Raw genomic sequence first — 22,473 nt, forward strand, 5'->3', positions numbered from 1 at the left:
CGCAGGGCTGGAGCCTGCCGTGCGACGGTGCGACCTTCTTCGACGGTTATGTCGGTCTCCCACTTGGGTCATGCACTTGACCTGCCTGTTCACGGAATGGGCCGTTCTTCTTCGCGGCCTTCAACTTGGGTCCTGTGTGAGCTGGGCCAGGTATGCGTCAAGTGGCTGGACGCGGCCTGGAAGGGGCTTGTGGAGGTCCCACCAGTGGATGGCCGAGATCTCATCGTTCGCACGAAAGCTGCGGGGATTCGTGATGTGGCCGGTGAACAGCGCGGCGTATTCGACGTGCCGGTCGGGCGTAAGCACGAACCCCGCGTAGCCCACGAACCGCAGAGGATCATCGGGACTCTGGCCGGTCTCTTCCAGCAGCTCGCGCGTGGCCGTCCGGTGAGGAGTTTCCTCGGGTTCGATCACCCCTCCGGGCAGTTCCCAGGACTGCCGGAACCGGTCGAAGACCATGAGGACCCTGCCGTCGTGCCAGAGGGCGACCAGGGCGGCGGGCATCGGCGCATCCGTAGGAACAACACCTTCTGCGCCGCGGCTGAAGACGATCAAGGCATTTCCGTGGTCATCGGCGACCAACGGTTCCGTCATGCGGTCAATCACCCGTTGATGCTTTCCGGCCTCGTCTGCGGACAAGCCTCAAGGGCTCTTGCCGTCCGGCCCAGTCGTCTTCGGCAGGGGCCGACAGGTCCCAGGTGCCGCGCGGATACCGGTCGGCCCACGGACCATCGGTGATGAGCAGGTGCTCCGGGGCGAAGCGGGTGTCCGCGATGAGGCGGAAGGCGACCGCGTTGCAGCCGTGGCGCCGCCCGTCGGGTCCCAGCGGTGCGACGCGGTCGCGCCAGCCGGTTTCGTCCCGGTCCAGGAGGCCGACGACGGGCACCCGACAGGCCCGGGTGACCGCGCGACGGACATCGCGGGCGGGGGTGAAGCGCAGTCCCTCGTCGAGACGGTGCTGCAGCCCGAACCGGAACTCCGGGCGGAGTGCGGGATCGAGCCGGTTCGGGTGGATCCCGGACGTCGTCGAGGCGACGGTGGTCGGGCGGGCGGAGAGGCGCGCGGCCAGGTGGCGGGGGCGTACGCAGTCCTGAAGGCGGGTGCGGAACGCGACGCCGAGGCGCCTCGCACCTTGGTGAGGTCCGAGCTCGCGCCGTACGAGTGCCCGCGGGAGATCGTGTCCGCAAACGCCCTGCCCCGCACGGCCACCGGCAGGTTCCAGCGGTTCCGGCTCCGCGCTCCCGCCGGGAGCGGGGAGGACCGTGCGTGACGCCGGGAAACCCCGCCGTCCCCGTACGACTTAAGATGATCAACGTGTCCGACCAGCAGGCCCCCCACGCTCCGAGATCTCTCATCGTCACGCTCTACGGCGCGTACGGCCGCTGCGTCCCGGGCCCGGTGCCCGTCGCCGAGCTGATCCGGCTGCTGGCCGCGGTCGGTGTGGACGCCCCGTCCGTCCGTTCCTCGGTGTCCCGGCTCAAGCGGCGTGGCCTGCTCGTCCCCGCGCGTACCGAACAGGGCGCGGCCGGGTACGAGCTGTCTCCCGGAGCCCGCCAGTTGTTCGACGACAGCGTCCGGCGCGTGTACGCCACCGATCCTCCCGCGGACGAGGGCTGGGTGCTCGCCGTGTTCTCCGTCCCGGAGTCCGAACGGCAGAAGCGGCACGTCCTGCGCTCCCGGCTGTCCGGTCTCGGCTTCGGCACGGTGGCCCCCGGCGCGTGGATCGCCCCCGCACGGCTGTACCAGGAGACCAGGCACACCCTGGAACGCCTGCGGCTCGACGCCTACGTCGACTTCTTCCGCGGTGAACACCTGGGCTTCACTCCCACCGCCGAGGCGGTCACCCGCTGGTGGGACCTGGCCCGGATCGCCGAGCAGCACGAGGCGTTCCTGGACCGGCACGCCCGGGTGCTGCGCGCCTGGGAGCGGCGCGCGGACACCCCGCCCGATGAGGCCTACCGCGACTACCTCCTCGCCCTGGACTCCTGGCGCCACCTCCCCTACGCCGATCCCGGCCTGCCCGCCGCCCTGCTTCCCGCCGACTGGCCGGGCACCCGCTCGGCGGCCGTCTTCCGCTCCCTGCACGAGCGGCTGCGGGACGCGGGGGCGGTGTTCGTCGGCCTGTAGCGGTCCGCCCCTCAGCGAGTCTCGGTTCGTTCGTCCCGTCCTCTCGTCTTCTCCTCGCCCGGCCTCCCTCGCGTCACAGGGCGGACGGGGAAGAGAGGACGGTTGCGCATGACCACCACGGCGAGGCCCCGGGCAGCCGTCCGGCTCACCGGGCTGCCGGGCACGGGCAGGACCACCGCCGCCGGGCTGCCGGGCACGGGCGGACGGGGCCGGTCGCCCCGGCCGGGCCTCGGGGCCCGCCCCCTCGAAGGGCCGCACCGGACGCGCCGTACCATGGGCAGCCGAAAAAGCGGAAGCACCCGCTCCACGAACGGACCCGGCGTGTACGAATCCCCCACTTCCACCTCCTGGCGCGTAGCGCTGCCGCACACCACCGCGGCGGTGCCCGTGGCCCGTGCGCTGGTCCGTACGGCGCTGGCCGAGCGGGAGCACTCCGCCGACTGCGACACGGCGGAGCTGCTGACGGCGGAGCTGGTGGCCAACGCCGTGGAGCACACCTCCGGGAGCACCCCGATAGAGCTGGTGGTGCGACTGCTGCCGACCGGCTGTCAGGTCGAGGTGCACGATGCCGACCCGGAGCCTCCCCGCGACCTCACCCGCCCGGTCCTCGGTGTGCCCGACCCCTGGCAGGAGCACGGGCGGGGACTGCTGCTGATCCGCACCCTGAGCTCGTCCTGCGGTCACCGCCCCACCGAGTCCGGCAAGGCGGTGTGGTTCCGGCTGCCGGGCCGGCGGCGCCCCGTCTGAGCGGGGTGCGGGGGCTCAGGCGAGGGTCGCGACCAGGACCGCCTTGATCGTGTGCATACGGTTCTCCGCCTCGTCGAAGACCACCGAGTGCGCCGACTCGAAGACCTCGTCGGTCACCTCCAGGGAGGTGAGGCCGTGGGTCTCGAAGACCTCCCGGCCGACCTCGGTGCCGAGGTCGTGGAAGGCGGGCAGGCAGTGCAGGAACCTGACGTCCGGATTGCCGGTGGCGCGCAGGACGTCCATGGTCACCGCGTACGGGGCGAGGGCCTCGATCCGCTCGTCCCAGACCTCCTTGGGCTCCCCCATGGAGACCCAGACGTCCGTGGCGACGAAGTCGGCGCCCGCGACGCCCTCGGCGACGTCCTCGGTGAGCGTGACGCGCGCCCCGCTCGACGCGGCCAGCTCCCGCGCCCGGTCGACGATCCCCTGGGCGGGCCAGTAGGTCCCGGGGGCGACGATCCTGACGTCCATGCCCAGCAGGGCCGCGGTCACGAGGTAGGAGTTGCCCATGTTGAAGCGGGCGTCGCCGAGGTAGGCGAAGGAGACGTCCGTGAGCGGCTTGGCGCTGTGCTCGGTCATCGTGAGCACGTCGGCGAGCATCTGGGTGGGGTGCCAGTCGTCGGTGAGCCCGTTGAAGACGGGCACCCCCGCGTACGCCGCGAGCTCCTCCACCTTGGCCTGGCTGTCCCCCCGGTACTCGATCCCGTCGTACATCCGGCCCAGCACCCGCGCGGTGTCCTTCACGGACTCCTTGTGGCCGATCTGCGAGCCGGACGGATCGAGGTACGTCGTCGAGGCGCCCTGGTCGGCGGCCGCCACCTCGAACGCGCAGCGCGTGCGCGTCGAGGTCTTCTCGAAGATCAGGGCGATGTTCCTGCCCCGCAGGTACCGTTGCTCGGTCCCGGCCCGCTTGGCGGCCTTCAGTTCGGCGGCCAGCTCCAGCAGGCCGAGGAACTCCCGCGCGGTGAGGTCCAGCTCCTTGAGGAAGTGGCGGCCGGCGAGGGCGGTCGGGACAGTCGCCATGGGGTGCTCCAGGGATGGGGGACACGAACCCTTGGAAGTGTATACGAAGTTTTGTATTTCTATACGACCCTCTCCACCGCGTCCCGCTGGACGGGACAGCTCATGCAGCGTGGCCCGCCCCTGCCCCGGCCCAGCTCGCTGCCGGGGATCTCTATCACCTCGATGCCCTGCTTGCGCAGGTGCGTGTTGGTGGTGGCGTTCCGCTCGTAGGCGACGACGACGCCCGGCTCGACGGCCAGGACGTTGCAGCCGTCGTCCCACTGCTCGCGCTCGGCGGCGTGGACGTCCTGGGTGGCGGTCAGCACCCGGATCCCGCTGAGCCCCAGCGCGGCGGCGATCGCGCGGTGCATGTGCTCCGGCGGGTGATCGGTGACCTTCAGCTCCTTGTCCCCCACGCCCGGCTCGATGGTGTACGAGCGGAGCATGCCGAGGCCCGCGTACTGGGTGAAGGTGTCCCCGTCGACCATCGTCATCACGGTGTCGAGATGCATGAAGGCGCGGCGCTTCGGCATGTCGAGGGCGACGATGGTCTCGGCGGAGCCGGCCGCGAACAGCTTGTGTGCGAGCATCTCCACCGCCTGCGGGGTGGTCCGCTCGCTCATCCCGATCAGCACCGCGCCGTTGCCGATGACCAGCACGTCCCCGCCCTCGATGGTGGACGGGTAGTCGGCCTGCCCCTGGGACCAGACGTGGAAGGGCTCCGCACGGAACAGCGGGTGGTGCCGGTAGATCGCCTCGAAGTGCACGGTCTCGCGCTGCCGGGCCGGCCAGCGCATCGCGTTGATGGCGACGCCGTCGTAGATCCAGGCGGAGGCGTCGCGGGTGAAGAGGTGGTTGGGCAGCGGGCCGAGCAGGAAGTCGTCGAGCTCCATGGCGTGGAAGCGCACGGAGGTGGGCTCCGGATGGGCGTCCAGGAACTCCCGCTTGGTCATCCCGCCGATCAGCGCCTCGGCGAGCTCGGGCGCCGGGAGCGCCTCGAACGCGGCGCGGAGGTGGTCGGTGGCCAGTGGACCGTACTCCTTCTCGTCGAAGACGCGGTCCAGGACGAGCGCGCGGGCCTCCGGGAGGTCCAGCGTCTCGGAGAGCAGGTCGCCGAAGAGGTGGACGACGACGCCGCGGTCGCGCAGGACGTCGGCGAACCCGTCGTGCTCGGCGCGCGCCCGGCGCACCCAGAGCACGTCGTCGAAGAGCAGGGCGTCCTTGTTGCTGGGGGTGAGCCTCTTGAGCTCGAGGTCGGGCCGGTGCAGGATGACGCGGCGGAGCCGGCCGGCCTCGGAGTCGACGTGGTAGGTCATGCCTTTCATCCTGACCGCCCGGGCGCGGGTTCACCCCTGTCCCCGGGGCGGCGGGTCCCGGAAATCCGCCTCCGCCGGCCGCCGCGCCCCGGAGGGGCCCGCGTGCGGGACCGGCGTGCGCCGTCCCGGCCCGGGCTGGGCGTGCGGTGCCCCCGCCGGACCGGGACGTGACGCGCGTCCGTCCACTACAACCGCGGGTCCACCGGCTCCGACTCCAGGGCCAGCACGGCGAAGACCGGCTCGTGGACCCGCCACAGCGGCTCGCCCCCGGCGAGGCGCTCCAGGGCCTCCAGACCGAGGGCGTACTCGCGCAGGGCGAGGGAGCGCTTGTGGCCGAGGAAGCGGTTGCGCAGACGGGCCAGGTTCTCCGGACGGGTGTACTCGGGGCCGTAGATGATCCGCAGGTACTCGCGGCCCCGGCACTTGACGCCGGGTTGCACCAGGCGTCCCTTCGCCTCGTGCACCAGGGCGCCGACCGGTTTGACGACCATGCCCTCGCCGCCGCGCCCGGTCATCTCCAGCCACCAGTCGACTCCGGCGCGCACGGACTCGGGGTCGGCCGTGTCGACGTAAAGGCGGCGGGTGGTCCGGAGCAGTCCGGTGGTGTCGTGCTCGACCATGCGGTCGACGAGGGCGAGCTGCTCGTCGTGGGGCAGGGCGGCGAGGCTGCGGCCCTGGACGGCGAGGATCTGGAACGGGGCCAGGTGGACGCCGTCCAGGCCGTCGGTGGTCCAGCAGTAGCGGCGGTACGCGTCGGTGAACGCCGAGGCGGAGCCGGCCCGCTGACGCTGGCGCCCGAGCAGGTCCCCGACGTCCACACCGCGGGCCGCGGCACCCTCCAGGGCCGCCAGGGCGTCCGGGAAGACCGCGCCGGAGGCGGCGCCGACCGCCGCGTACTGGGAGCGCAGCAGGCCCGAGGCCTTCAGTGACCACGGCATCAGTTCGGCGTCCAGCAGCAGCCAGTCGGTGTCGAGTTCGTCCCAGAGGCCGGCCTCGGTGACCGCCGTGCGCAGCCGGCCGAGGACCTCCTCCGTGACGGAGGTGTCGTCGAAGAAGGGACGGCCGGTGCGGGTGTACAGCGAGCCGGTCTCCCCTCCGCCGGCGCCGAAGCGCCCGGCGGCCGCGTCGGCGTCGCGGCAGACCAGGGCGACCGCACGGGAGCCCATGTGCTTCTCCTCGCACACCACCCGGCCCACGCCGTCCCGCGCGTACTGGGCGAACGCCTCGACCGGGTGCTCCAGGTAGCCGTCGAGGTGCGAGGTGGCGGTGGGCGCCATCGTCGGCGGGAGGTACGGCAGCAGGCGCGGGTCGATCGCGAAACGGCTCATGACCTCCAGCGCCGCGGCGGCGTTCTCCTCGCGGATCGATATCCGGCCGTGGTACCGGGTCTCGACGAAGCGGCGCCCGTGCACGTCCGCCAGGTCCAGCGGCCGGCCCTCGTGGCCGCCGGGGGCCCCGCTGCGCAGCGGGCGGGCCGGCTCGTACCAGACCCGCTCGGCCGGTACGTCGACCAGTTCCCGCTCCGGCCAGCGCAGCGCGGTGAGCTTGCCGCCGAAGACGGCGCCGGTGTCCAGGCAGATGGTGTTGTTGAGCCAGGTCGCCTCCGGGACGGGGGTGTGGCCGTAGACGACGGCGGCCCGGCCGCGGTAGTCCTCCGCCCACGGGTAGCGCACCGGCAGACCGAACTCGTCGGTCTCGCCGGTGGTGTCGCCGTAGAGGGCGTGGCTGCGGACCCGGCCGGAGGTACGGCCGTGGTACTTCTCCGGCAGGCCGGCGTGGCAGACCACCAGCCGGCCGCCGTTGAGGACGTAGTGGCTGACCAGTCCGTCGATGAACTCCCGCACCTCGGCGCGGAACTCCTCGCTCTCGCCGTCCATCTGCTCGATGGTCTCGGCGAGTCCGTGGGTGTGCTGGACCTTGCGGCCCCTGAGGTGGCGGCCGAACTTGTTCTCGTGGTTGCCGGGCACGCACAGCGCGTCGCCCGCCTTCACCATGGCCATCACGCGGCGCAGCACGCCGGGGCTGTCCGGGCCGCGGTCGACGAGGTCGCCGACGAAGACGGCCGTACGGCCCTCGGGGTGCACGCCGTCGACGTACCCCAGTTCGCCGAGCAGCGCCTCCAGTTCGGCCGCGCAGCCGTGGACGTCGCCGATGATGTCGAAGGGGCCGGTGAGGTGGGTGAGGTCGTTGAACCGCTTCTCGGTGACGACGGTGGCGTGCTCGACCTCCTCCACGCCGCGCAGCACGTGCACCTTGCGGAAGCCCTCGCGCTCCAGATGGCGCAGGGAGCGGCGGAGTTCGCGGGTGTGGCGCTGGACGACCCGGCGGGGCATGTCGGCGCGGTCGGCGCGGGCCGCGTTGCGCTCGGCGCACACCTGCTCGGGCACGTCGAGCACGATGGCGATCGGCAGGACGTCGTGCTTCCTGGCCAGCTCGATCAGCTGCCGGCGGCCGTTCTGCTGCACGTTGGTCGCGTCGACGACGGTGCGGCGGCCGGCGGCCAGCCGCTTGCCGGCGATGTAGTGCAGCACGTCGAAGGCGTCGCGCGACGCGCTCTGGTCGTTCTCGTCGTCGGCGACCAGGCCGCGGCAGAAGTCGGAGGAGATGACCTCGGTGGGCTTGAAGTGGCGGCGGGCGAAGGTGGACTTGCCCGACCCGGAGGCCCCGACGAGCACCACGAGGGAGAGGTCGGTGACGGGCAGGGCGCGGCCCCGCGGTCGCGGGGTCACGGCGGTGGCGGTCATGCGGCCTTCGCCTCCTTCACGGTGCCGGCCGTGAACACGGCCATCTGGGTGGGCGGTCCGACCTCGGGGTCGTCCGGTCCGACGGATGCGAACTCCACCACGTACCCGTGGCGTTCGGCCACCGCGGCCGCCCAGGCGCGGAACTCCCCGCGGGTCCACTCGAAACGGTGGTCACCGTGCCGGACGTGGCCGGCCGGAAGGGTCTCCCAGCGCACGTTGTACTCCACGTTGGGGGTGGTCACGAGGACCGTGCGGGGGCGGGCCGCGCCGAACACCGCGTACTCCAGGGCGGGCAGCCGGGGCAGGTCGAGGTGCTCGATCACCTCGCTGAGCACGGCGGCGTCGTAACCCCCCAGCCGCTTGTCGGTGTAGGCCAGCGATCCCTGGAGGAGCTGGACGCGCGCCGCCTGCCGCTCCCCCATGCGGTCCAGTTTCAGCCGTCGGGAGGCGATGGCGAGCGCCCGCACCGACACGTCGACGCCGACGATCTCGGTGAAGGACGGATCCTTGAGCAGCGCCTGGACGAGCTGGCCCTGACCGCAGCCGAGGTCGAGCACCCGGGCGGCGCCGGAGGCGCGGAGCGCGGCCAGGATCGCCTCCCGCCGCTGCGCGGCGAGCGGGGTCGGCCTCTCCTCGGACTCGGTCTCCGCCGCCACGGCGTTGTCGATCTCCTCGACCTCGCTGTCGTCCGCCTCGGCCAGCCGGACCAGCTCCAGCCGTTCCATGGCCTGGCGGGTCAGCGACCAGCGGCGGGAGAGGTAGCGGCTGGTGATCAGCTTCTGCTCGGGGTGCGCGGGCAGCCAGCCCTCACCGGCGCGCAGCAGCTTGTCGACCTCGTCGGGGGAGACCCAGTAGTGCTTGGCGTCGTCGAGGACGGGAAGCAGGACGTACAGGTGACGCAGGGCCTCGGAGAGGGTGAGCGTCTCCGCCTCCAGGACCAGGCGCACATACCGCGAGTCACCCCACTCGGGGAACTCGGCGTCCAGGGGCACGGGCTCGGCGGTGACCGTCCAGCCGAGCGGTCCGAAGAGCCGGCGGACGAGTCCGGGACCGCCGCGGGCGGGCAGCGCGGGCACCTCGACACGCAGGGGGCGCGGCTGTGCGGGCAGTTCCGGGCGGGCGGCGCACACGCCGCGCATCGCGCTGGAGAAGACGCCGCTCAGCGCGACGGCGAGCAGGGAGGACGCCGCGTACGGGCGGTCGTTGACGTACTGCGCGAGTGCCGCGTCGGGGGCGCCGCCGCGGCCCCTGCCCTTGCCGCGCCGGACCAGTGCCACCGCGTCCACCTCCAGCAGCAACGACGCCGTGCAGCGCTCGGCGTCCGCCTCGGGGTAGAGGACGTGGGCCGTGCCGTAGGACGTGGAGAACGCCTGCGCCTTCTCGGGATGCTTGTGCAGCAGGAAACCGAGGTCGGTCGCGGGACGTTGCGGGGAGCCGGTGGTACTGATCGTCAGGAACACGGTGATTGCACCTCGAGCACCTTCTGAGCTGCGGGTACACGCAGGATTCGGGCGTGTGGTGCCAACGTACCGGGAACGGCCCGGAACGCCCCGGGAATTTACGGGCGCATGCGGCGGGGCCGCCCGTGCGTACGGACGGCCCCCCGGGGTGCGGTGCTCGTGTTACGACAGCTGGGACTGGACCCGAGTGGAGATCAGCTCCAGGTGGTCGAGGTCGTGCAGGTCGAGGACCTGGAGGTAGATGCGGCCGGCGCCGGCCTCGGCGTAGCGGCCGATCTTCTCGACGACCTCGGCCGGGGAGCCCGCCAGGCCGTTGGCCTTGAGCTCGTCGACCTCGCGGCCGATCGCGGCGGCGCGGCGGGCGACCTCCTGGTCGTCCTTGCCGACGCAGACGACGAGGGCGTTGGAGTAGACGAGGTCGCCCGGGTCGCGGCCGGCCTCCCGGGCGGCGTCGCGCACCCGGTCGAACTGGCGGGCCGTGTCCTCGACGGAGGCGAAGGGCATGTTGAACTCGTCGGCGAACCGGGCTGCCAGGCGCGGGGTGCGGGTCGCTCCGTGGCCGCCGATGAGGACCGGCACCTTGGACTGGGTCGGCTTGGGGAGCGCGGGCGACCTGGTGAGGTCGTAGTGGGTGCCGTGGTAGTCGAAGGTCTTGCCGGTCTCGGTGGCCCACAGACCGGTGACGATCTCCAGCTGCTCCTCGAGGCGGGCGAACTTCTCCTTGGGGAAGGGGATGCCGTACGCCTTGTGCTCCTCCTCGAACCAGCCCGCGCCCAGCCCCAGCTCGACACGGCCGCCGGACATCTGGTCGACCTGGGCGACCTGGATGGCGAGCACGCCGGGGAGGCGGAAGGTGCCGGCGGTCATCAGGGTGCCGAGCCGGATGCGCTTGGTCTCGCGGGCGAGGCCGGCCAGGGTGATCCAGGCGTCGGTGGGGCCGGGCAGTCCGTCGGAGGAGCCCATGCTGAGGTAGTGGTCGGAGCGGAAGAAGGCGTCGAAGCCGAGGTCCTCGGTGGCCTTGGCGACGGTGAGGAGGGTGTCGTAGGTGGCGCCCTGCTGCGGTTCGGTGAAGATGCGAAGATCCATGGCTCCATCCTGCACGGTCCCGCCGGGTTCGCGCAGCTCAGCGCCGCACGGGTGCGCCGCGTCGGTGCGGGCCGGGGCGTGTCTGCGCCCCGGCGCCTGCGGGGACGTACCTGCGGCCCGGCGCGCCGCGGGATCTGCGGTGCCGGTGCGAGCCGGGGCGGTGTGCGCGCCCCGGCTCGCACCGGATGCCCGGCGCCGGAGGGCCGCAGGGCGCTCGCGCGGCCCGGCGCCGACGGAACGCCTCCCCCTCTCGGCTTCTCCCCCGCTCCCGGCCTCGCTCGAGCGGGAGGGCCCTCATGAGCGGCAGGTGTACCCCACCGCCCTCCCCGCCGCTCCGAGGGGCGCCTCCCCGGCCTTCAGGGCACTGGGGGAGGCACGACCGCCCGCGGAGACGGCGAGGGGGTCAGCCGGTCTCCCACTCCGGTAGGGCCTCGTCGTGGGAGGTCAGTTTGCGGATCATCTCCAGGACGCGGTCGCGGGACTCGTCCGCCGCGTCGATGGCTTCCATGCACTGCCAGTACGTCGCCTCGTCGTCCGCGGAGCAGGCGATGCCCACCAGGGTGATACCGACCTCGCCGAGCAGACCGCCGAGGTGCATCAGGACCGGGCAGGGTTCGCCCAGCTCGGTGAGCCGGGCCGCGCACAGTTCGTCCGGACCGAGCTCCGGGGTGTCCAGCACTCCGCAGCCACGGCCCGCCAGCTCGGTCAACCCCAGCGCCTCGCCCCGCAGTTCGGGCGGTCCGACGACGGCGAGGCGGCTCCCTATCGCCTGCGCCAGGGCCTGCGCCCGCCACACCTCGGCCAGCAGCTCCCGTACGCCGCCGCCCGCGGCCAGGGAACGCCTGCTTGTCACAATGAGCCGCACAGCGTCCATGCGCTGCCCCCGTCCGTCCGACGCGCTGCCCACGCGTCCGCATCCGCTGAACTCCCCTGTTCACTACCCAGAGTGAGGGAGTGTGAGACAAAAAGCCAGAGGAAGACCGAAATCTTCGGACAACGATGCGGACGCGGCCCACTTTTCCCTCACGGAGAGTGACCGAACGGCTCTCCCGCCGGGAACCTGCGCTCGTTGCGGTCGATCTTCGCGGCCAGCGCGGTCAGCGGGTCGACGCCGAGCACCTCGCAGAACTGGAGCAGGTACGCGAGGACATCGGCCACCTCGTCACGCACGCGGTGCGCGGTGTCGGGGTCGTCCATGACGCGGGCGGACTCCTCGGGAGTCGACCACTGGAAGATCTCGAGGAGTTCGGAGGCCTCCACGCTGAGCGCGGCGGCGAGGTTCTTCGGGGTGTGGTACGGCTGCCAGTTCCGCGCGGCGGCGAACTCGGCGAGCCGGTGCTGGAGTTCCGCGAGCCCGAGGGGCTCACGGGGGCGCTCGGCGTCGTAGGGATCAGTCACGGTCCAGGTGTACCACCGTCACCCCGCTCAGCCCCGCCGCCCAGGAGGCGTCGCTCACCGCCCCCACCAGCCGGATGTGCCCGCGCTCGCACATCCGTGCCGCCAGACGCAGCAGTTCGCCCCGCTGCACCGGATCGAGCGCCCGGTCCAGCCCGTCGGCGAGGACCGTGAGGGTCTGGAGCGCGGCGGGGACCTCTCCGGGCGCGTCGACCTCCAGCACGCCGGGGCCGGTGAGCAGTACCAGGGCGAGCGCGGCGTACCGCAGCTCGCCGTCGCCGAGGCGCCGCAGCTCGGTACGGGTGCCGTCACCCCGGTCGACGAGGGCGCGGACCAGGCGGCCGGCGTCGTACGGCTCGGCGAGCAGGTCGGTGACCGGCCCCGCGCATCCGGCGCGCACCGCGTCCACGAGGAGGGCGTGCCGGCGTCCGCACTCGGCGCGGGTGCGCCACAGGACGTCGGCGAGGTTGTCGCAGCCGCCGAGCAGCCGTCCGGTGCCGGCCGGGACGGGGTCCCGCATCCGCTCGGGGCGGGGGTCGCAGGGGAAGACGGACCGCAGCGCGACCACCATCTGCTCGGCGGCGGCGAGCACCCTGCGCTGGCCGGGCGTCTTGCCGGCGACGCGCAGCGGCAGCAGGGCGGTGCCGAGACGGTCGTCCGGCAGCGGAGCGCGGGTCACCGGGGCCGCCCCGGCCGTGTGCCAGGCCGCCTGCACGGTGCGCCGGCCGGGGTCGCGCAGGGCGGTCTCCAGCAGGACCACCCCGTCGGCCGTCAGCCGCTCCCCCACGATCCGCAGCCCGGGTTCGGCCTGTACGGCGACCTCCAGCCGGACCGGCCCCTCGGGACCGTCGGCCGTACAGCCGATGCGGAAGCCCCGGCGGCGCTGGGCGTCGGCGCGGGCCCGCTCCGGCACACAGGTGCCGGGTTCCGGGAACGCCTCCCCCAGCTCGGCCCCGCCGCCGAGCCGGGCGAGCGCCTCGTACGCCCGCAGGGCGGTGGTCTTGCCGCTGCCGCTGGGCCCGGCGAGCAGGGTGAGCGCTCCCAGGGGGAGGCCGACACCGCGGTGACCGGCGAAGGCGGACAACCGCAGTTCGGTGACGCGCGGCAGCCGGGGGCGCCCGCCGGAGGCCGGGGGCGCGGGTGACGGGGCGGTGGCCGGGCGGGGCGGGGAGGCAGGGGTGGTCATGGGCCAGACGCTAAGGGGTCCGGTGCGGGGCGAACCGTTCCGCTCGGCGGGCCTTCCCACGATCGGGCGACGGGCTCAGGCGCCCGGGACCCCCACCCCCTCCATCAGCCCCGTGACCTCCGTGCCGGCCGGGGTCAGGAGGAAGACGTTCCGGTCGACCCGGTGCATTCCGCTGGCCAGGCCGAAGACGACGCCCGTGCTGAAGTCCAGGACCCGTTTGGCGACCTCGGTCTCCGCGCTGGTCAGGTCCAGCAGGACCGGTATGCCGGACATGAGGGTCTCGGCGACGTCGCGGGCGTCCGCGAACACGTTCACGCGCAGGACGACGAAGCGGCGGCGCGCCTCCGTCGCGGCCTCGGGAAGGGCGCGATGGCCCACCGCGGACGGCCACGCGTCGCGGCCCCGCAGCGGAACGACCTGGGCGAGCCCCTCCCACTGTTCGTCGGTGACGTCGTGGCTGTTCACCGGCATGCTCCGTCCCCTGTCGCGCTGACTGTCTGCATCGGGCAATTCTTACTCATGGTCACCCGTTCGGCCCAATAACGACACGGTCCGCCATCGTGGCGCTCGCACAAGGTGACGTTTGCCCCGGCGGCCCCGGGACATCCGGCCCGCCGCCGGAACCGCGCCGCTCGCGGGGGAGCTCTCGTGAGTGGGCCGGATCCGCCCGGCCGACTCGTCCGACCGCCGTGCTGTGCGCCCGCGTTGACCCGAACCCGTCGGGGCCGGTTGCATGGGCGCATGGCTGGTGAAGCGGACGGTGTGGTGGGTCCCGTGGTCGCCTTCGGGACGCAGGAGGACTGGGAGGCGTGGCTGGAGGAGCACCAGGAGGACGTCGACGGGGTCTGGCTGAGGATCCCGAAGAAGGGTTCCGGGATCACCGGGATCGACTACGCGACCGCGCTGGAGTCGGCGCTGTGCTACGGCTGGATCGACGGGCACAAGAAGAAGCTGGACGACACCCACTGGCTCCAGCGGTTCACTCCGCGGCGGGCGCGCAGCCGGTGGTCGGCGGTCAACCGGCAGAAGGCCCTCGATCTCATCGAACGAGGGCGCATGCGGCCGTCCGGGCTGCGCGAGGTGGAGCGGGCGCGGGCGGACGGCCGCTGGGAGGCCGCGTACGCGAGCCAGAGCACGGCGGCCGTCCCCGACGACCTGCGGGCGGCGCTGGACGCGGCGCCCGGAGCCGGTGACTTCTTCGGCGCCCTCGACAGCCGCAACCGCTACGCGATCCTCCACCGGGTCGAGGAGGCCAAGCGGCCGCAGACCCGGGCGGCCCGGATCGAGAAGTTCGTCGCCATGCTCGCCGAGGGGAAGAAGATCCACCCGTGACGGTGTGCGGAGCGTCCGGGGTCAGCCCGCGACGACCGCCTCCGCCGCCGCCGTACCGCATACGCGGGCCGCGCCGTGCGTGGCGATGTGCGGGGCGCCGCGCGGCGGGGACTGCGGCACGCCCATCTCCACGACCACGGTGGACGGGGCGGCGGCGAGCAGGGTGTCCAGGGCCGTGCGCATCCACGGGTGCCGGTGCTCGTCGCGGACCACGGCGACGACGCGCCGGCCGGCCGCCGCCTTCAGCGCCCGCTCCCCGGCGTCGGGGCCGGTGAAGTGGCCGGTGCTCGTGCCGGGCAGCAGCCGTTCCAGCTCCGCGCCGACGCCCCACGGGGTCTCGTCGCCCACGGCGATGTTCGGAGCCGGGTTGAAGGTGGCCACGTACAGCGGTCCGGTGACCGGCGCGGAGCCGACGGCGCGGGTGACGGTCACCGCGCGGCGGGCCGCGGCGAGGCCGATCTCCGGCTCGGGTCCGACGGCCGCGGCCGGGGAACGCCGCACGGCGGCGGTCCAGCCGGCCAGGGCGCGCACCCGGGCGGCGGCGTCGGCGAGCCGCCCCTCCGGGAGTTCGCCGGAGCGCACGGCGGCGACCAGCGCGTCCCGGAGGCTCTGCACGGTGCCCTCGTCGCACAGCCCGCCGCCCACGCAGATCGCGTCGGCGCCGGCCGCGATGGCGAGGACGACCCCGTGCTCCAGTCCGTACGTGCCGGAGATGGCACGCATCTCCATGCCGTCGGTGACGATCAGGCCCTGGTAGCCGAGTTCGCCGCGCAGCAGGCCGGTGAGGACGCGGCGGGAGAGCGTGGCCGGGCGGTCGGGGTCGAGGACCGGCACCCGGATGTGCGCGCTCATGACGGCGCGGGTGCCGGCCGCGATCGCCGCCCGGAACGGCTGGAGTTCGCGCTCGTGGAGCGTGGTGGCGTCGAGGTCGATGTGCGGGATCGCGTGGTGGGAGTCGACGCTGGTGTCGCCGTGGCCGGGGAAGTGCTTGGTGCAGGCGGCGACGCCGGTGGACTGCAGGCCCTCGACGTAGGCGGCGGTGTGCCGGGCGACCAGGGCGGTGTCCCCGCCGAAGGAACGCACGCCGATCACCGGGTTGTCGGGGTCGGCGTTGACGTCGGCGGACGGCGCCCAGTTGAAGTTGACGCCGCACTCGGCGAGCCGGCGGCCCAGTTCACGGGCGACGCCCCGCGTCAGGTCGGTGTCGTCGACGGCGCCGAGGGCGTGGTTGCCGGGGAAGGAGGAGCCGGTGCGGACCTCCAGACGGGTGACGTCGCCGCTCTCCTCGTCGATGGCGACCAGCAGGTCGTCGCGTTCGGCCCGCAGTCGCGCGGTGAGGGCGGTGACCTGCTCGGCGGTGGTGACGTTGCGGCCGAAGAGGGCGACGGAGACGAGGCCCTCGGCCAGCCGGCGGCGGATCCAGTCGGGCGCGGTGGTGCCGGCGAAACCCGGCTGCAGTACGGCGAGCGCGTCCCGGGTGAGGGTGTCGGCACCGGTGGTGAATGTCGTCATCGGGTGGCGTTATCCCTTCACGGCGCCTGCGGTGAGACCGCTGACGGCCCTGCGCTGCAGGAAGACGAAGAGGAGCAGGATCGGGACGGCGAACAGGGAGGAGGCGGCCATGGTCGCGCCCCAGTCGTCGCCGAACTGGGTCTGGAAGCTGGACAGCCACAGGGGCAGGGTCTGCGCGCCCCCGGCTTCCTTGTTGAGCACCAGGACGAGGGGGAACTCGTTCCACGCGGTGATGAAGCCGAACATGGAGGTGGACATCAGTCCCGGCGCGAGCAGCGGCAGGATGACCCGGCGGAACGCCTGGGCGCGGGTGCAGCCGTCGACCATCGCCGACTCCTCCAGCTCCTTGGGCACGGCGGCGACGAAGCCGCGCAGCGTCAGGACGGTGAAGGGGAGGATCATCATCATGTAGAAGGCCGTGAGCGGCACCAGGCTGTTCAGCATGGAGGCGTCCCGCACGATCATGTAGATCGCGATGACCATGACCTCCCAGGGCGCCATCTGGGCGAGCATGAAGCCGATGACGAAGCCGCGCCGCCCCCTGAACCGCATGCGCGCCAGGGCGAAGGAGCCGGCCAGCGCGATGACCAGCGAGAAGACGACGGCCAGGCAGGTGACGGTCAGCGAGTTGCGGACGTACGTCCAGAAGTGGTCGGCGTCGATCGCGGTCCTGAAGTGTTCGAACGTGACGTCGGTCGGGAACCAGACGGGGCTCTCCGAGATGATGTCGCCGGTGGGCTTGAACGCCGTGGCGAACATCCAGTACACGGGGAAGACGCAGACGGCGAACAGGACGACGGCCGTGGCGTTGGGCCACAGACGGCCGAAGAGCGAGCGCTTCACAGCTCGTCCTCCTCTTGCTCGAGCACGATCCTGAGGTAGTAGGCGGTCAGGCCGAGCATGATCAGGATGGTCAGTACGGCGATCGCCGCGCCCATGCCGTAGTGCTGGTTGCCGACGCCCTCGACGTAGGCGTAGACGGGCAGGATCTCGGTGAGCCGGTCGGGGCCGCCGCCGTTGAAGGTGAGGACCTGGACGAACGCCTTGAAGATCCAGATGATCTCCAGGAACGTCGTGGCGTAGAGGAACGGCCGCAGGAACGGCAGGGTGACCGCGGTGAAGCTGCGCCAGGCGCCGGCGCCGTCGAGGGCGGCGGCCTCGTACAGTTCGCCGGGGATGGTGGTGGTCGCCGCGTAGAGGTTGATCGCGACGAACGGGACGGACATCCAGACGATCAGCAGGGTGATGACGAAGAACGTCGACATCTGGCTGCTGGTCCAGCTGTGGTCGGCCATGGAGTGCCAGCCGAGCCTGTCCAGGACCCAGTTGACGACGCCGAAGCGCTGCGCGAACAGCCACTGGTAGACGGTGGTGGCGGCCACCACGGGCATGGCCCAGGCCAGCACCAGGCCGATCAGCAGGACGAACCGCATCCGCTTGCCGAGGCGGGCGAGCAGGAGACCGGTCAGCGCGCCCAGGACCATGGTCAGGGCGACGTTGACCGCCGTGAACAGGAGGGAGCGGAGGGTGACCCGCCAGAAGTCCTCGCCGGTGAGGACCTCCTTGTAGTTGTCGATGCCGTTCCACTCGGTGACGTGCTGGATCAGCTGCGCCATGTTGAGGTTCTGGAAGGACAGCAGCAGGTCCTTCAGCAGCGGCCAGCCGAGCAGCAGCACGGTGGCCGCGACGGCGGGCAGCAGCAACAGGTACGGTGCGAGCGCGCCGGCGCGCGACGCGGCTCGCGGTGTGGGCCTGCCGGGTCCCCCGCCGTCCGCCTTGCGGACGTCCGCCGGGCCGGAGGGCGGCCGTTCGGTCTGCACGGTCATGCTCGCGATCTCTCTTCTCGGCGTGCTCGACGCGGAGCGGGGGCCGTCGCTCCGGCCGGCCCCCGCTCCGGCCGGAGCGCGTGCGCTCCTCCTACTGCTGCTGCGCCAGGCGCTTGTTGAACTCGCCCTCGACCTGCTTGGCGGCGTCGGCCGGGGACTTGCCGTTCAGCACGGCGGTCAGGTACGTCTTGATCGGGTTGGGGGCGTTCTCGACGGCGGCCCACTCGGGGATCAGCGGCGTGGTGCCGCCGACGGCGGCGGCCGGCGCGGCGGCCTCGGCGGGGGCGTTGCCCTCGAGGTTGCTCTGCAGCGACTCCTTGTTGGGGATGACGCCGTTGAGCTTGGCGAGCCGGCCCTCGAACTTGTCGGACAGCGCGATCTTCAGGAACTCCCTGGCGAGGTCCTGCTTCGCGCTGCCCGCGGCGACGGCGAGGTTGGAGCCGCCGAGGAAGACGCCCTCGGGCTGGTCGGCCGTGGCACCGGGGATGGTGAAGTAGCCGATCTCCTTCTCGATGTCCGGGTTGGCCTTGATCGCGATGCCGGCTTCCCAGCCCATGCCGATGAACGCGCCGGTCCTGCCCTTGGCGAAGACCTCGCCCTGCTGCGGGGTGGCCTCGTCCTTGTCCTTGGGGGCCTTGGACAGGGCCTGGAACTTCTTGTACGTCTCCGCGGCGGCGGCGACCTTCGGGTCGTCGAGGTTGGAGACGTACGTGTCGCCTTCCTCTTTGACCAGCTCGCCGCCCTCGCCGATCACCAGGCCGACGAAGTGGTACCAGTTCTGGCCGGGCAGGTAGATCGGCTCGGCGTCGGTCTTCTCGCCGATGGTCCTGAGGGCGTCGTAGAACTCGTCGCGGGTCCGGGGGGTGTCCTTCAGTCCCGCGTCCGCCCAGACCTTCTTGTTGTAGAGGACGACGCGGTTGGCGAAGTACCAGGGCGCCGCGTACTGCTTGCCCTCGAAGACGGACGACTCGTTGAGCGACTCGGTCCACTCGCCGCCGATCTCCGACTTGAGGTCGGTGAGGTCGGCGAGGCCGCCGGTCCTGGCGTAGGCCGGGGTCTGGGTGTTGCCGATCTCGAAGACGTCCGGCGGGTTCTCCTCGGACAGGGCGGTGGTCAGCTTCTGCTGGATGCCGTTCCACTGCTGGACCTCGAACTCGGCCTTCGCCCTGGTCTTCTTCTCGAACTCGGCGGCGAGGTCCTTCTGCCACTGGTCCGGCGAGGAGCCGTCCATCACCCACACGGTGAGCGTCTCACCGGCGTAGCCTTCCGCGCCGGCCTTCCTGCCGCCGTCGCCGTCGCCGCCGCACGCCGCGACGGAGAACAGCATGCCCGCGACCCCGATCGCGGCTATCAGCTTGCGCTTCACGTGCCACCCCTCCTCAGGAATGCCTTGCGCACCCACGCCCTCGGCGGCGACCCCCGCAGCGGCGCGACAGCTCGGCGGGCTGGGACCCGGCTTCCTCTAAATGGTTTAGACCAGCAAGGGGAGCTTGGCCTAGACCTATGACCCTGTCAAGGGTCGTGGACTCACGCCTGGACAACGGCTCCGACCCCTCCGGCGGGACACGGAACTCCGCCCGGACGGGCACGGGTCGACACTTGGACTAGACCAAAATGAGAACGCGCCGTTATAACGGGATCGCCGAGCGTGCGGCGCCGAACCCGGCCGTCCGCCGACGTGCACCGCGGCCGGCACCTGCCGTCCGCGCGCCGGACACCGCAGCCGGAAGGCAGGTCATGAGCACGGACGTCAGCAGCGCCCAGGCCGACACGGGGGCGCCGGGCCGTATCGGGCGCGTACCGAAGTACTACCGCATCAAGCAGCGGTTACTGCAGATGACCGACGAGCGCGCCCCGGGCGCCCCGATGCCGGCCGAGCGCCTGCTCGCCGTCGAGTTCCGCACCTCCCGCACCACGATCCGCAGGGCCCTGCAGGAACTGGTCGGCGAAGGCCGGCTCGACCGCATCCAGGGCAAGGGCACCTTCGTCGCCCGCCCGAAGGTCTACCGGACGCTCCAGCTGACCTCGTACACGGAGGACATGCGGGCGCAGGGGCTCCACCCCACCTCCCAGGTGCTGGAGATCGGGTACGTCGCCGCCGACGCGGAGCTGGCGGCCCTGCTGGAGGTGGAGCCGGAGGACAGGGTGCTGCGGATCGAGCGGCTGCGACTGGCCGGCGGGGAGCCCATGGCGATCGAGGCGACCCACCTGTCCGACCGGCGCTTCCCCCGGCTGCGCCGCAACCTGGCCCGCCGCACCTCGCTCTACACCACCCTCGCCGAGGTGTACGGGGTGCGGCCGACGGAGGCCGACGAGACCATCGAGACCTCACCGGCGACGCCGCGGGAGGCGGGGCTGCTCGCCACGGACGTGGGCCTGCCGATGCTGCTGCTGTCCCGTCACTCGCGGGACGAGACGGGAACGCCGGTCGAGTGGGTCCGCTCGGTGTACCGGGGCTCGCGCTACAGGTTCACCGCGACACTGACGCGCCCGGGGCCCTGACCGGGCGGTTCTCGCTCAGTACCCCTTTATCACACGAACGTTGGGACGCCGCACCGGAAGGACGCTCCTGGACACGCCGCCTCCACGGCGGGCGGGCCCGGCGCACGCGTGTCGCGTGTGCCGGGCCCGCCCGTCGGGTCAGCGGCCGGTCACTCCCCGGTGGCCGCCTTCTTCCTGCGCAGGAAGAACATCGCCGCGCCGCCCGCGGCCACGAGGGCCACCGCGATGCCCGCGATCACCGGCGTCGCGCTGGAGCTGCCGGTGTTCGCGAGGTCGCCCTCGCCGCCGGTCGTGTCCTCGGAGGAGCCGCCGGCCGGGCTGGGGGCCGAGGACGGGGCGTCCTCGTCCGTGCCCGGCGTCCCGGTCCCCGGGGCCGGGGTGCCCTGGGTCTTGCAGTCCAGGACGCCCTGGAAGCGCTCCGAGAAGCCGTTCGGGCCCTCGACGGTGAGGTCGTACGCCGCGTCCTCGTCGACCGGGACGGTCACCGTCTTGGACCCGCCCGGCTCGACCGTGTGCTCGGCGCCGGCGAGTTCGAAGGTGAACGGGGCGTCGCCCTCGTTGCTCGCCGTGACGTCGACGCCGCCCTCGGCGCAGTTCTTCTCCGCCGTGACCGAGGGGATGGCGCCCTTGGTGGCCCAGTTCGCGGTCGCGTCGGCCGTGACCGTGGACTCGCTGGAGCCGGCGAGGATCTGCGTCTGGCTCTTGCTGGGGCTCGCGAACGCGCGGCCGACCGGGATCTCGGTGGTCGCCCGGACCGTCAGCGAGGCCGAACCGTCGGCCGTCCCCTCGGGAACGTCGAAGTACAGCTCGGCGCCGTCACCGGCGGACGTGACGGCCTGGCCGCTCTTGTCGGTCACCTTGACGCCGGCCCCGGCGGCGTCGGCGGACGCGGCGACGGAGACCTGACCGGCGTCGGTGCGCACGGTCACCGGGCCGAGCTTGCCACCGGCCTTGCCGGAGACCGCGTTGGGCTCCAGTGTGAGGGAGGTCCTCGGCTCCTGGAGGTTCTGGGCCTGGGCCTCGAGCCAGTCGGCGAGCTTCTCGGCCTGCGCGTCGCGGGCCTCGACCTTCGCCCCGTCCGAGAAGCGCCAGATGGCCACCTGGGTGCCGGCCGCCGCGGTCTTGGCCGTCAGCCCCTCGGCGCCCGACTTCTGGGCCAGCGTCGTCAGGTCGTCGACCTGCGGGTACGAGTTCTGCAGGATCCAGAGGATCCTGCCGGCGTTCTCGTTGGCGCCGAGCGAGGTCTGGGCCCAGGGGGTCTCCAGGTACTTCGCCTTGCTCTGGGTCGGGTTGTGGATGTCGATGCAGTACGACTGCAGACGGCCGCTGCCCTCGACGCTCATCTCGAACAGGCCGGCGGTGATGTTCCTGGTCTTGCCGTCGCCGACGTCCAGACGTGCCGAGTCGTACGTCTTCAGGCCGTCGAGAGTGGCGACCGCGCCCCCCTGGTGGTGGACGTCGCCCTCGTCGGCGGCGGCGCCGCCCGCACCGGCGAGCAGGCCCGTGGTCAGCAGGCCGGCCGTGGCCGCCGCTGCGGCGACACGTCGTGCGGTGGTGCGTCGCCCGGTCATGGCGGACGCGGAATGAAGAGCAAACACGGATTTCCCCTCCGGCGGGACCCGCAACGGGACACGCGAGATGTGCTCACACGTGACGCGTGATGGAAGAGTCACGCCAGTTGTCTCAAGTGCTGGACAAGCACACGCAGATCCTATGGACGGAAGCGCTCCGGGCCTCCGTTCCCGGCGCCGTACGGCCGTTCCGAATCGGAACCGTTACCTCCCGCGACCGGAGTGTCCCCATCCATCCATTCTTCACAACTCCACTGTGAAGTCTGCGTACTTACTGTTCGGTAGAGGCGACTGCCGACCGCGTCCCGTTCCCACGGCGGCATCACCGCCCCGGCCGGTGCTCGGCCGGATCCGTCGACTCCACCGGACCGAACGCTTCCCGCCGTCGCCGACCGGAAGCGTCCTCGCCACGCGTCACTCGGCCGTGGTTCGCCTCACGGGTCCACGAGCAAGGGATCAAGTGGCTTCGCCGGGCAGGCGTGGTCCGGGCGGAGCGACCCCACAGGGAAATCATCGGTTCCCGGTCGACGCGCCCACGGGCACGGGTGGACACCGTCACCGGGCCGTACGGGCCCGGTGACGCCGCGAACCGTCCCGCCACCGGTCCGGGCGGCCCGCCGCCGCTCGCCGGCCGCCGCCGCGCAGGCCGCTCCCGGGGCCGGACGGG

19 protein-coding genes and 1 pseudogene are annotated in these 22,473 nt (G+C 72.3%); 5 read left to right on the plus strand and 15 right to left on the minus strand.

Annotated features, from left to right (window positions below; genetic code table 11):
- Nucleotides 1-120: 120 nt before the first annotated feature.
- Complete coding sequence (locus KYY02_RS32155; protein ID WP_371244285.1) at nt 121-606, minus strand: NUDIX hydrolase; 486 nt, start codon at nt 604-606, stop codon at nt 121-123.
- A gap of 410 nt (nt 607-1,016) precedes the next feature.
- On the opposite strand from KYY02_RS32155, the pseudogene KYY02_RS32160 reads away from it, so the two are divergent.
- The 3 genes and pseudogenes from KYY02_RS32160 to KYY02_RS32170 all read left to right on the plus strand — a co-directional run.
- A pseudogene (locus KYY02_RS32160) lies at nt 1,017-1,270 on the plus strand (AMP-binding enzyme); the annotation flags it as partial.
- Nucleotides 1,271-1,305: 35 nt separating this feature from the next.
- Nucleotides 1,306-2,127: a PaaX family transcriptional regulator gene (locus KYY02_RS32165; protein ID WP_371244289.1), complete on the plus strand. Its 822-nt coding sequence runs from the start codon at nt 1,306-1,308 to the stop codon at nt 2,125-2,127.
- Nucleotides 2,128-2,400: 273 nt separating this feature from the next.
- A complete protein-coding gene (locus KYY02_RS32170) occupies nt 2,401-2,874 on the plus strand; it encodes an ATP-binding protein (RefSeq protein WP_371244326.1) in 474 nt (157 codons plus the stop codon).
- A 15-nt stretch (nt 2,875-2,889) separates the two neighbouring features.
- On the opposite strand, the gene argF is transcribed toward KYY02_RS32170, so the two are convergent.
- The 9 genes from argF to KYY02_RS32215 form a co-directional block, all read right to left on the minus strand.
- Entirely contained in the window at nt 2,890-3,897 is a 1,008-nt protein-coding gene (argF, locus tag KYY02_RS32175; RefSeq protein ID WP_371244293.1) for an ornithine carbamoyltransferase, read from the minus strand.
- 59 nt (nt 3,898-3,956) lie between these two features.
- Entirely contained in the window at nt 3,957-5,192 is a 1,236-nt protein-coding gene (locus KYY02_RS32180; RefSeq protein WP_371244296.1) for an arginine deiminase, read from the minus strand.
- Between the two features lie 185 nt (nt 5,193-5,377).
- The gene (locus KYY02_RS32185; protein ID WP_371244299.1) at nt 5,378-7,936 is read right to left on the minus strand and encodes a polynucleotide kinase-phosphatase; all 2,559 of its coding nucleotides are present in this window, start codon (nt 7,934-7,936) and stop codon (nt 5,378-5,380) included.
- The gene (locus KYY02_RS32190; RefSeq protein WP_371244301.1) at nt 7,933-9,396 is read right to left on the minus strand and encodes a 3' terminal RNA ribose 2'-O-methyltransferase Hen1; all 1,464 of its coding nucleotides are present in this window, start codon (nt 9,394-9,396) and stop codon (nt 7,933-7,935) included. Before KYY02_RS32190 ends, KYY02_RS32185 begins: the two co-directional genes overlap by 4 nt.
- Nucleotides 9,397-9,558: 162 nt before the next feature.
- Nucleotides 9,559-10,482, minus strand: coding sequence for an LLM class F420-dependent oxidoreductase (locus KYY02_RS32195; protein ID WP_371244303.1), 924 nt, complete (start codon nt 10,480-10,482; stop codon nt 9,559-9,561).
- 403 nt (nt 10,483-10,885) lie between these two features.
- Complete coding sequence (locus KYY02_RS32200) at nt 10,886-11,356, minus strand: DUF6099 family protein (protein WP_371244305.1); 471 nt, start codon at nt 11,354-11,356, stop codon at nt 10,886-10,888.
- Between the two features lie 149 nt (nt 11,357-11,505).
- A complete protein-coding gene (locus KYY02_RS32205) occupies nt 11,506-11,880 on the minus strand; it encodes a nucleotide pyrophosphohydrolase (protein WP_371244307.1) in 375 nt (124 codons plus the stop codon).
- Entirely contained in the window at nt 11,873-13,063 is a 1,191-nt protein-coding gene (locus tag KYY02_RS32210) for an ATP-binding protein (RefSeq protein ID WP_371244309.1), read from the minus strand. Before KYY02_RS32210 ends, KYY02_RS32205 begins: the two co-directional genes overlap by 8 nt.
- Nucleotides 13,064-13,138: 75 nt before the next feature.
- The gene (locus tag KYY02_RS32215; protein ID WP_030824324.1) at nt 13,139-13,534 is read right to left on the minus strand and encodes a cell division protein SepF; all 396 of its coding nucleotides are present in this window, start codon (nt 13,532-13,534) and stop codon (nt 13,139-13,141) included.
- A gap of 270 nt (nt 13,535-13,804) precedes the next feature.
- Here KYY02_RS32215 and KYY02_RS32220 point away from each other — a divergent pair, with 270 nt between their 5' ends.
- Nucleotides 13,805-14,395: a YdeI/OmpD-associated family protein gene (locus KYY02_RS32220; RefSeq protein WP_371244311.1), complete on the plus strand. Its 591-nt coding sequence runs from the start codon at nt 13,805-13,807 to the stop codon at nt 14,393-14,395.
- Nucleotides 14,396-14,416: 21 nt separating this feature from the next.
- On the opposite strand, the gene KYY02_RS32225 is transcribed toward KYY02_RS32220, so the two are convergent.
- The 4 genes from KYY02_RS32225 to KYY02_RS32240 form a co-directional block, all read right to left on the minus strand.
- Nucleotides 14,417-15,907, minus strand: coding sequence for a glycoside hydrolase family 3 protein (locus tag KYY02_RS32225; RefSeq protein WP_371244313.1), 1,491 nt, complete (start codon nt 15,905-15,907; stop codon nt 14,417-14,419).
- 9 nt (nt 15,908-15,916) lie between these two features.
- On the minus strand, nt 15,917-16,750 hold the full coding sequence (locus tag KYY02_RS32230; RefSeq protein WP_371244315.1) for a carbohydrate ABC transporter permease: 834 nt from the start codon (nt 16,748-16,750) through the stop codon (nt 15,917-15,919).
- The gene (locus KYY02_RS32235) at nt 16,747-17,733 is read right to left on the minus strand and encodes a carbohydrate ABC transporter permease (protein WP_371244317.1); all 987 of its coding nucleotides are present in this window, start codon (nt 17,731-17,733) and stop codon (nt 16,747-16,749) included. Before KYY02_RS32235 ends, KYY02_RS32230 begins: the two co-directional genes overlap by 4 nt.
- Nucleotides 17,734-17,824: 91 nt before the next feature.
- Nucleotides 17,825-19,099 (minus strand): extracellular solute-binding protein, encoded by a 1,275-nt coding sequence (locus tag KYY02_RS32240; RefSeq protein ID WP_371244319.1) that lies wholly within the window; start codon nt 19,097-19,099, stop codon nt 17,825-17,827.
- A gap of 371 nt (nt 19,100-19,470) precedes the next feature.
- Between KYY02_RS32240 and KYY02_RS32245 the strand changes: the two genes are divergently transcribed.
- Nucleotides 19,471-20,235 (plus strand): GntR family transcriptional regulator, encoded by a 765-nt coding sequence (locus KYY02_RS32245; protein WP_371244322.1) that lies wholly within the window; start codon nt 19,471-19,473, stop codon nt 20,233-20,235.
- A 149-nt stretch (nt 20,236-20,384) separates the two neighbouring features.
- On the opposite strand, the gene KYY02_RS32250 is transcribed toward KYY02_RS32245, so the two are convergent.
- Nucleotides 20,385-21,806, minus strand: a complete 1,422-nt coding sequence (locus KYY02_RS32250; RefSeq protein WP_371244324.1) for a Cys-Gln thioester bond-forming surface protein — start codon at nt 21,804-21,806, stop codon at nt 20,385-20,387.
- Nucleotides 21,807-22,473 lie beyond the last annotated feature (667 nt).

This window comes from Streptomyces pimonensis (assembly GCF_041380215.1).
GTDB lineage: Bacteria > Actinomycetota > Actinomycetes > Streptomycetales > Streptomycetaceae > Streptomyces > Streptomyces pimonensis.

Bases quoted from the DNA above. Each gene is read 5' to 3' on its own strand.
- KYY02_RS32195 (WP_371244303.1), bottom strand. From the start codon at position 10,482: ATGGATCTTCGCATCTTCACCGAACCGCAGCAGGGCGCCACCTACGAC.
- KYY02_RS32200 (WP_371244305.1), bottom strand. From the start codon at position 11,356: ATGGACGCTGTGCGGCTCATTGTGACAAGCAGGCGTTCCCTGGCCGCG.
- KYY02_RS32245 (WP_371244322.1), top strand. From the start codon at position 19,471: ATGAGCACGGACGTCAGCAGCGCCCAGGCCGACACGGGGGCGCCGGGC.
- KYY02_RS32220 (WP_371244311.1), top strand. From the start codon at position 13,805: ATGGCTGGTGAAGCGGACGGTGTGGTGGGTCCCGTGGTCGCCTTCGGG.
- KYY02_RS32165 (WP_371244289.1), top strand. From the start codon at position 1,306: ATGATCAACGTGTCCGACCAGCAGGCCCCCCACGCTCCGAGATCTCTC.
- KYY02_RS32180 (WP_371244296.1), bottom strand. From the start codon at position 5,192: ATGACCTACCACGTCGACTCCGAGGCCGGCCGGCTCCGCCGCGTCATC.
- KYY02_RS32185 (WP_371244299.1), bottom strand. From the start codon at position 7,936: ATGACCGCCACCGCCGTGACCCCGCGACCGCGGGGCCGCGCCCTGCCC.
- KYY02_RS32215 (WP_030824324.1), bottom strand. From the start codon at position 13,534: ATGCCGGTGAACAGCCACGACGTCACCGACGAACAGTGGGAGGGGCTC.
- KYY02_RS32235 (WP_371244317.1), bottom strand. From the start codon at position 17,733: ATGACCGTGCAGACCGAACGGCCGCCCTCCGGCCCGGCGGACGTCCGC.
- KYY02_RS32210 (WP_371244309.1), bottom strand. From the start codon at position 13,063: ATGACCACCCCTGCCTCCCCGCCCCGCCCGGCCACCGCCCCGTCACCC.
- KYY02_RS32170 (WP_371244326.1), top strand. From the start codon at position 2,401: ATGGGCAGCCGAAAAAGCGGAAGCACCCGCTCCACGAACGGACCCGGC.
- argF (WP_371244293.1), bottom strand. From the start codon at position 3,897: ATGGCGACTGTCCCGACCGCCCTCGCCGGCCGCCACTTCCTCAAGGAG.
- KYY02_RS32250 (WP_371244324.1), bottom strand. From the start codon at position 21,806: ATGACCGGGCGACGCACCACCGCACGACGTGTCGCCGCAGCGGCGGCC.
- KYY02_RS32225 (WP_371244313.1), bottom strand. From the start codon at position 15,907: ATGACGACATTCACCACCGGTGCCGACACCCTCACCCGGGACGCGCTC.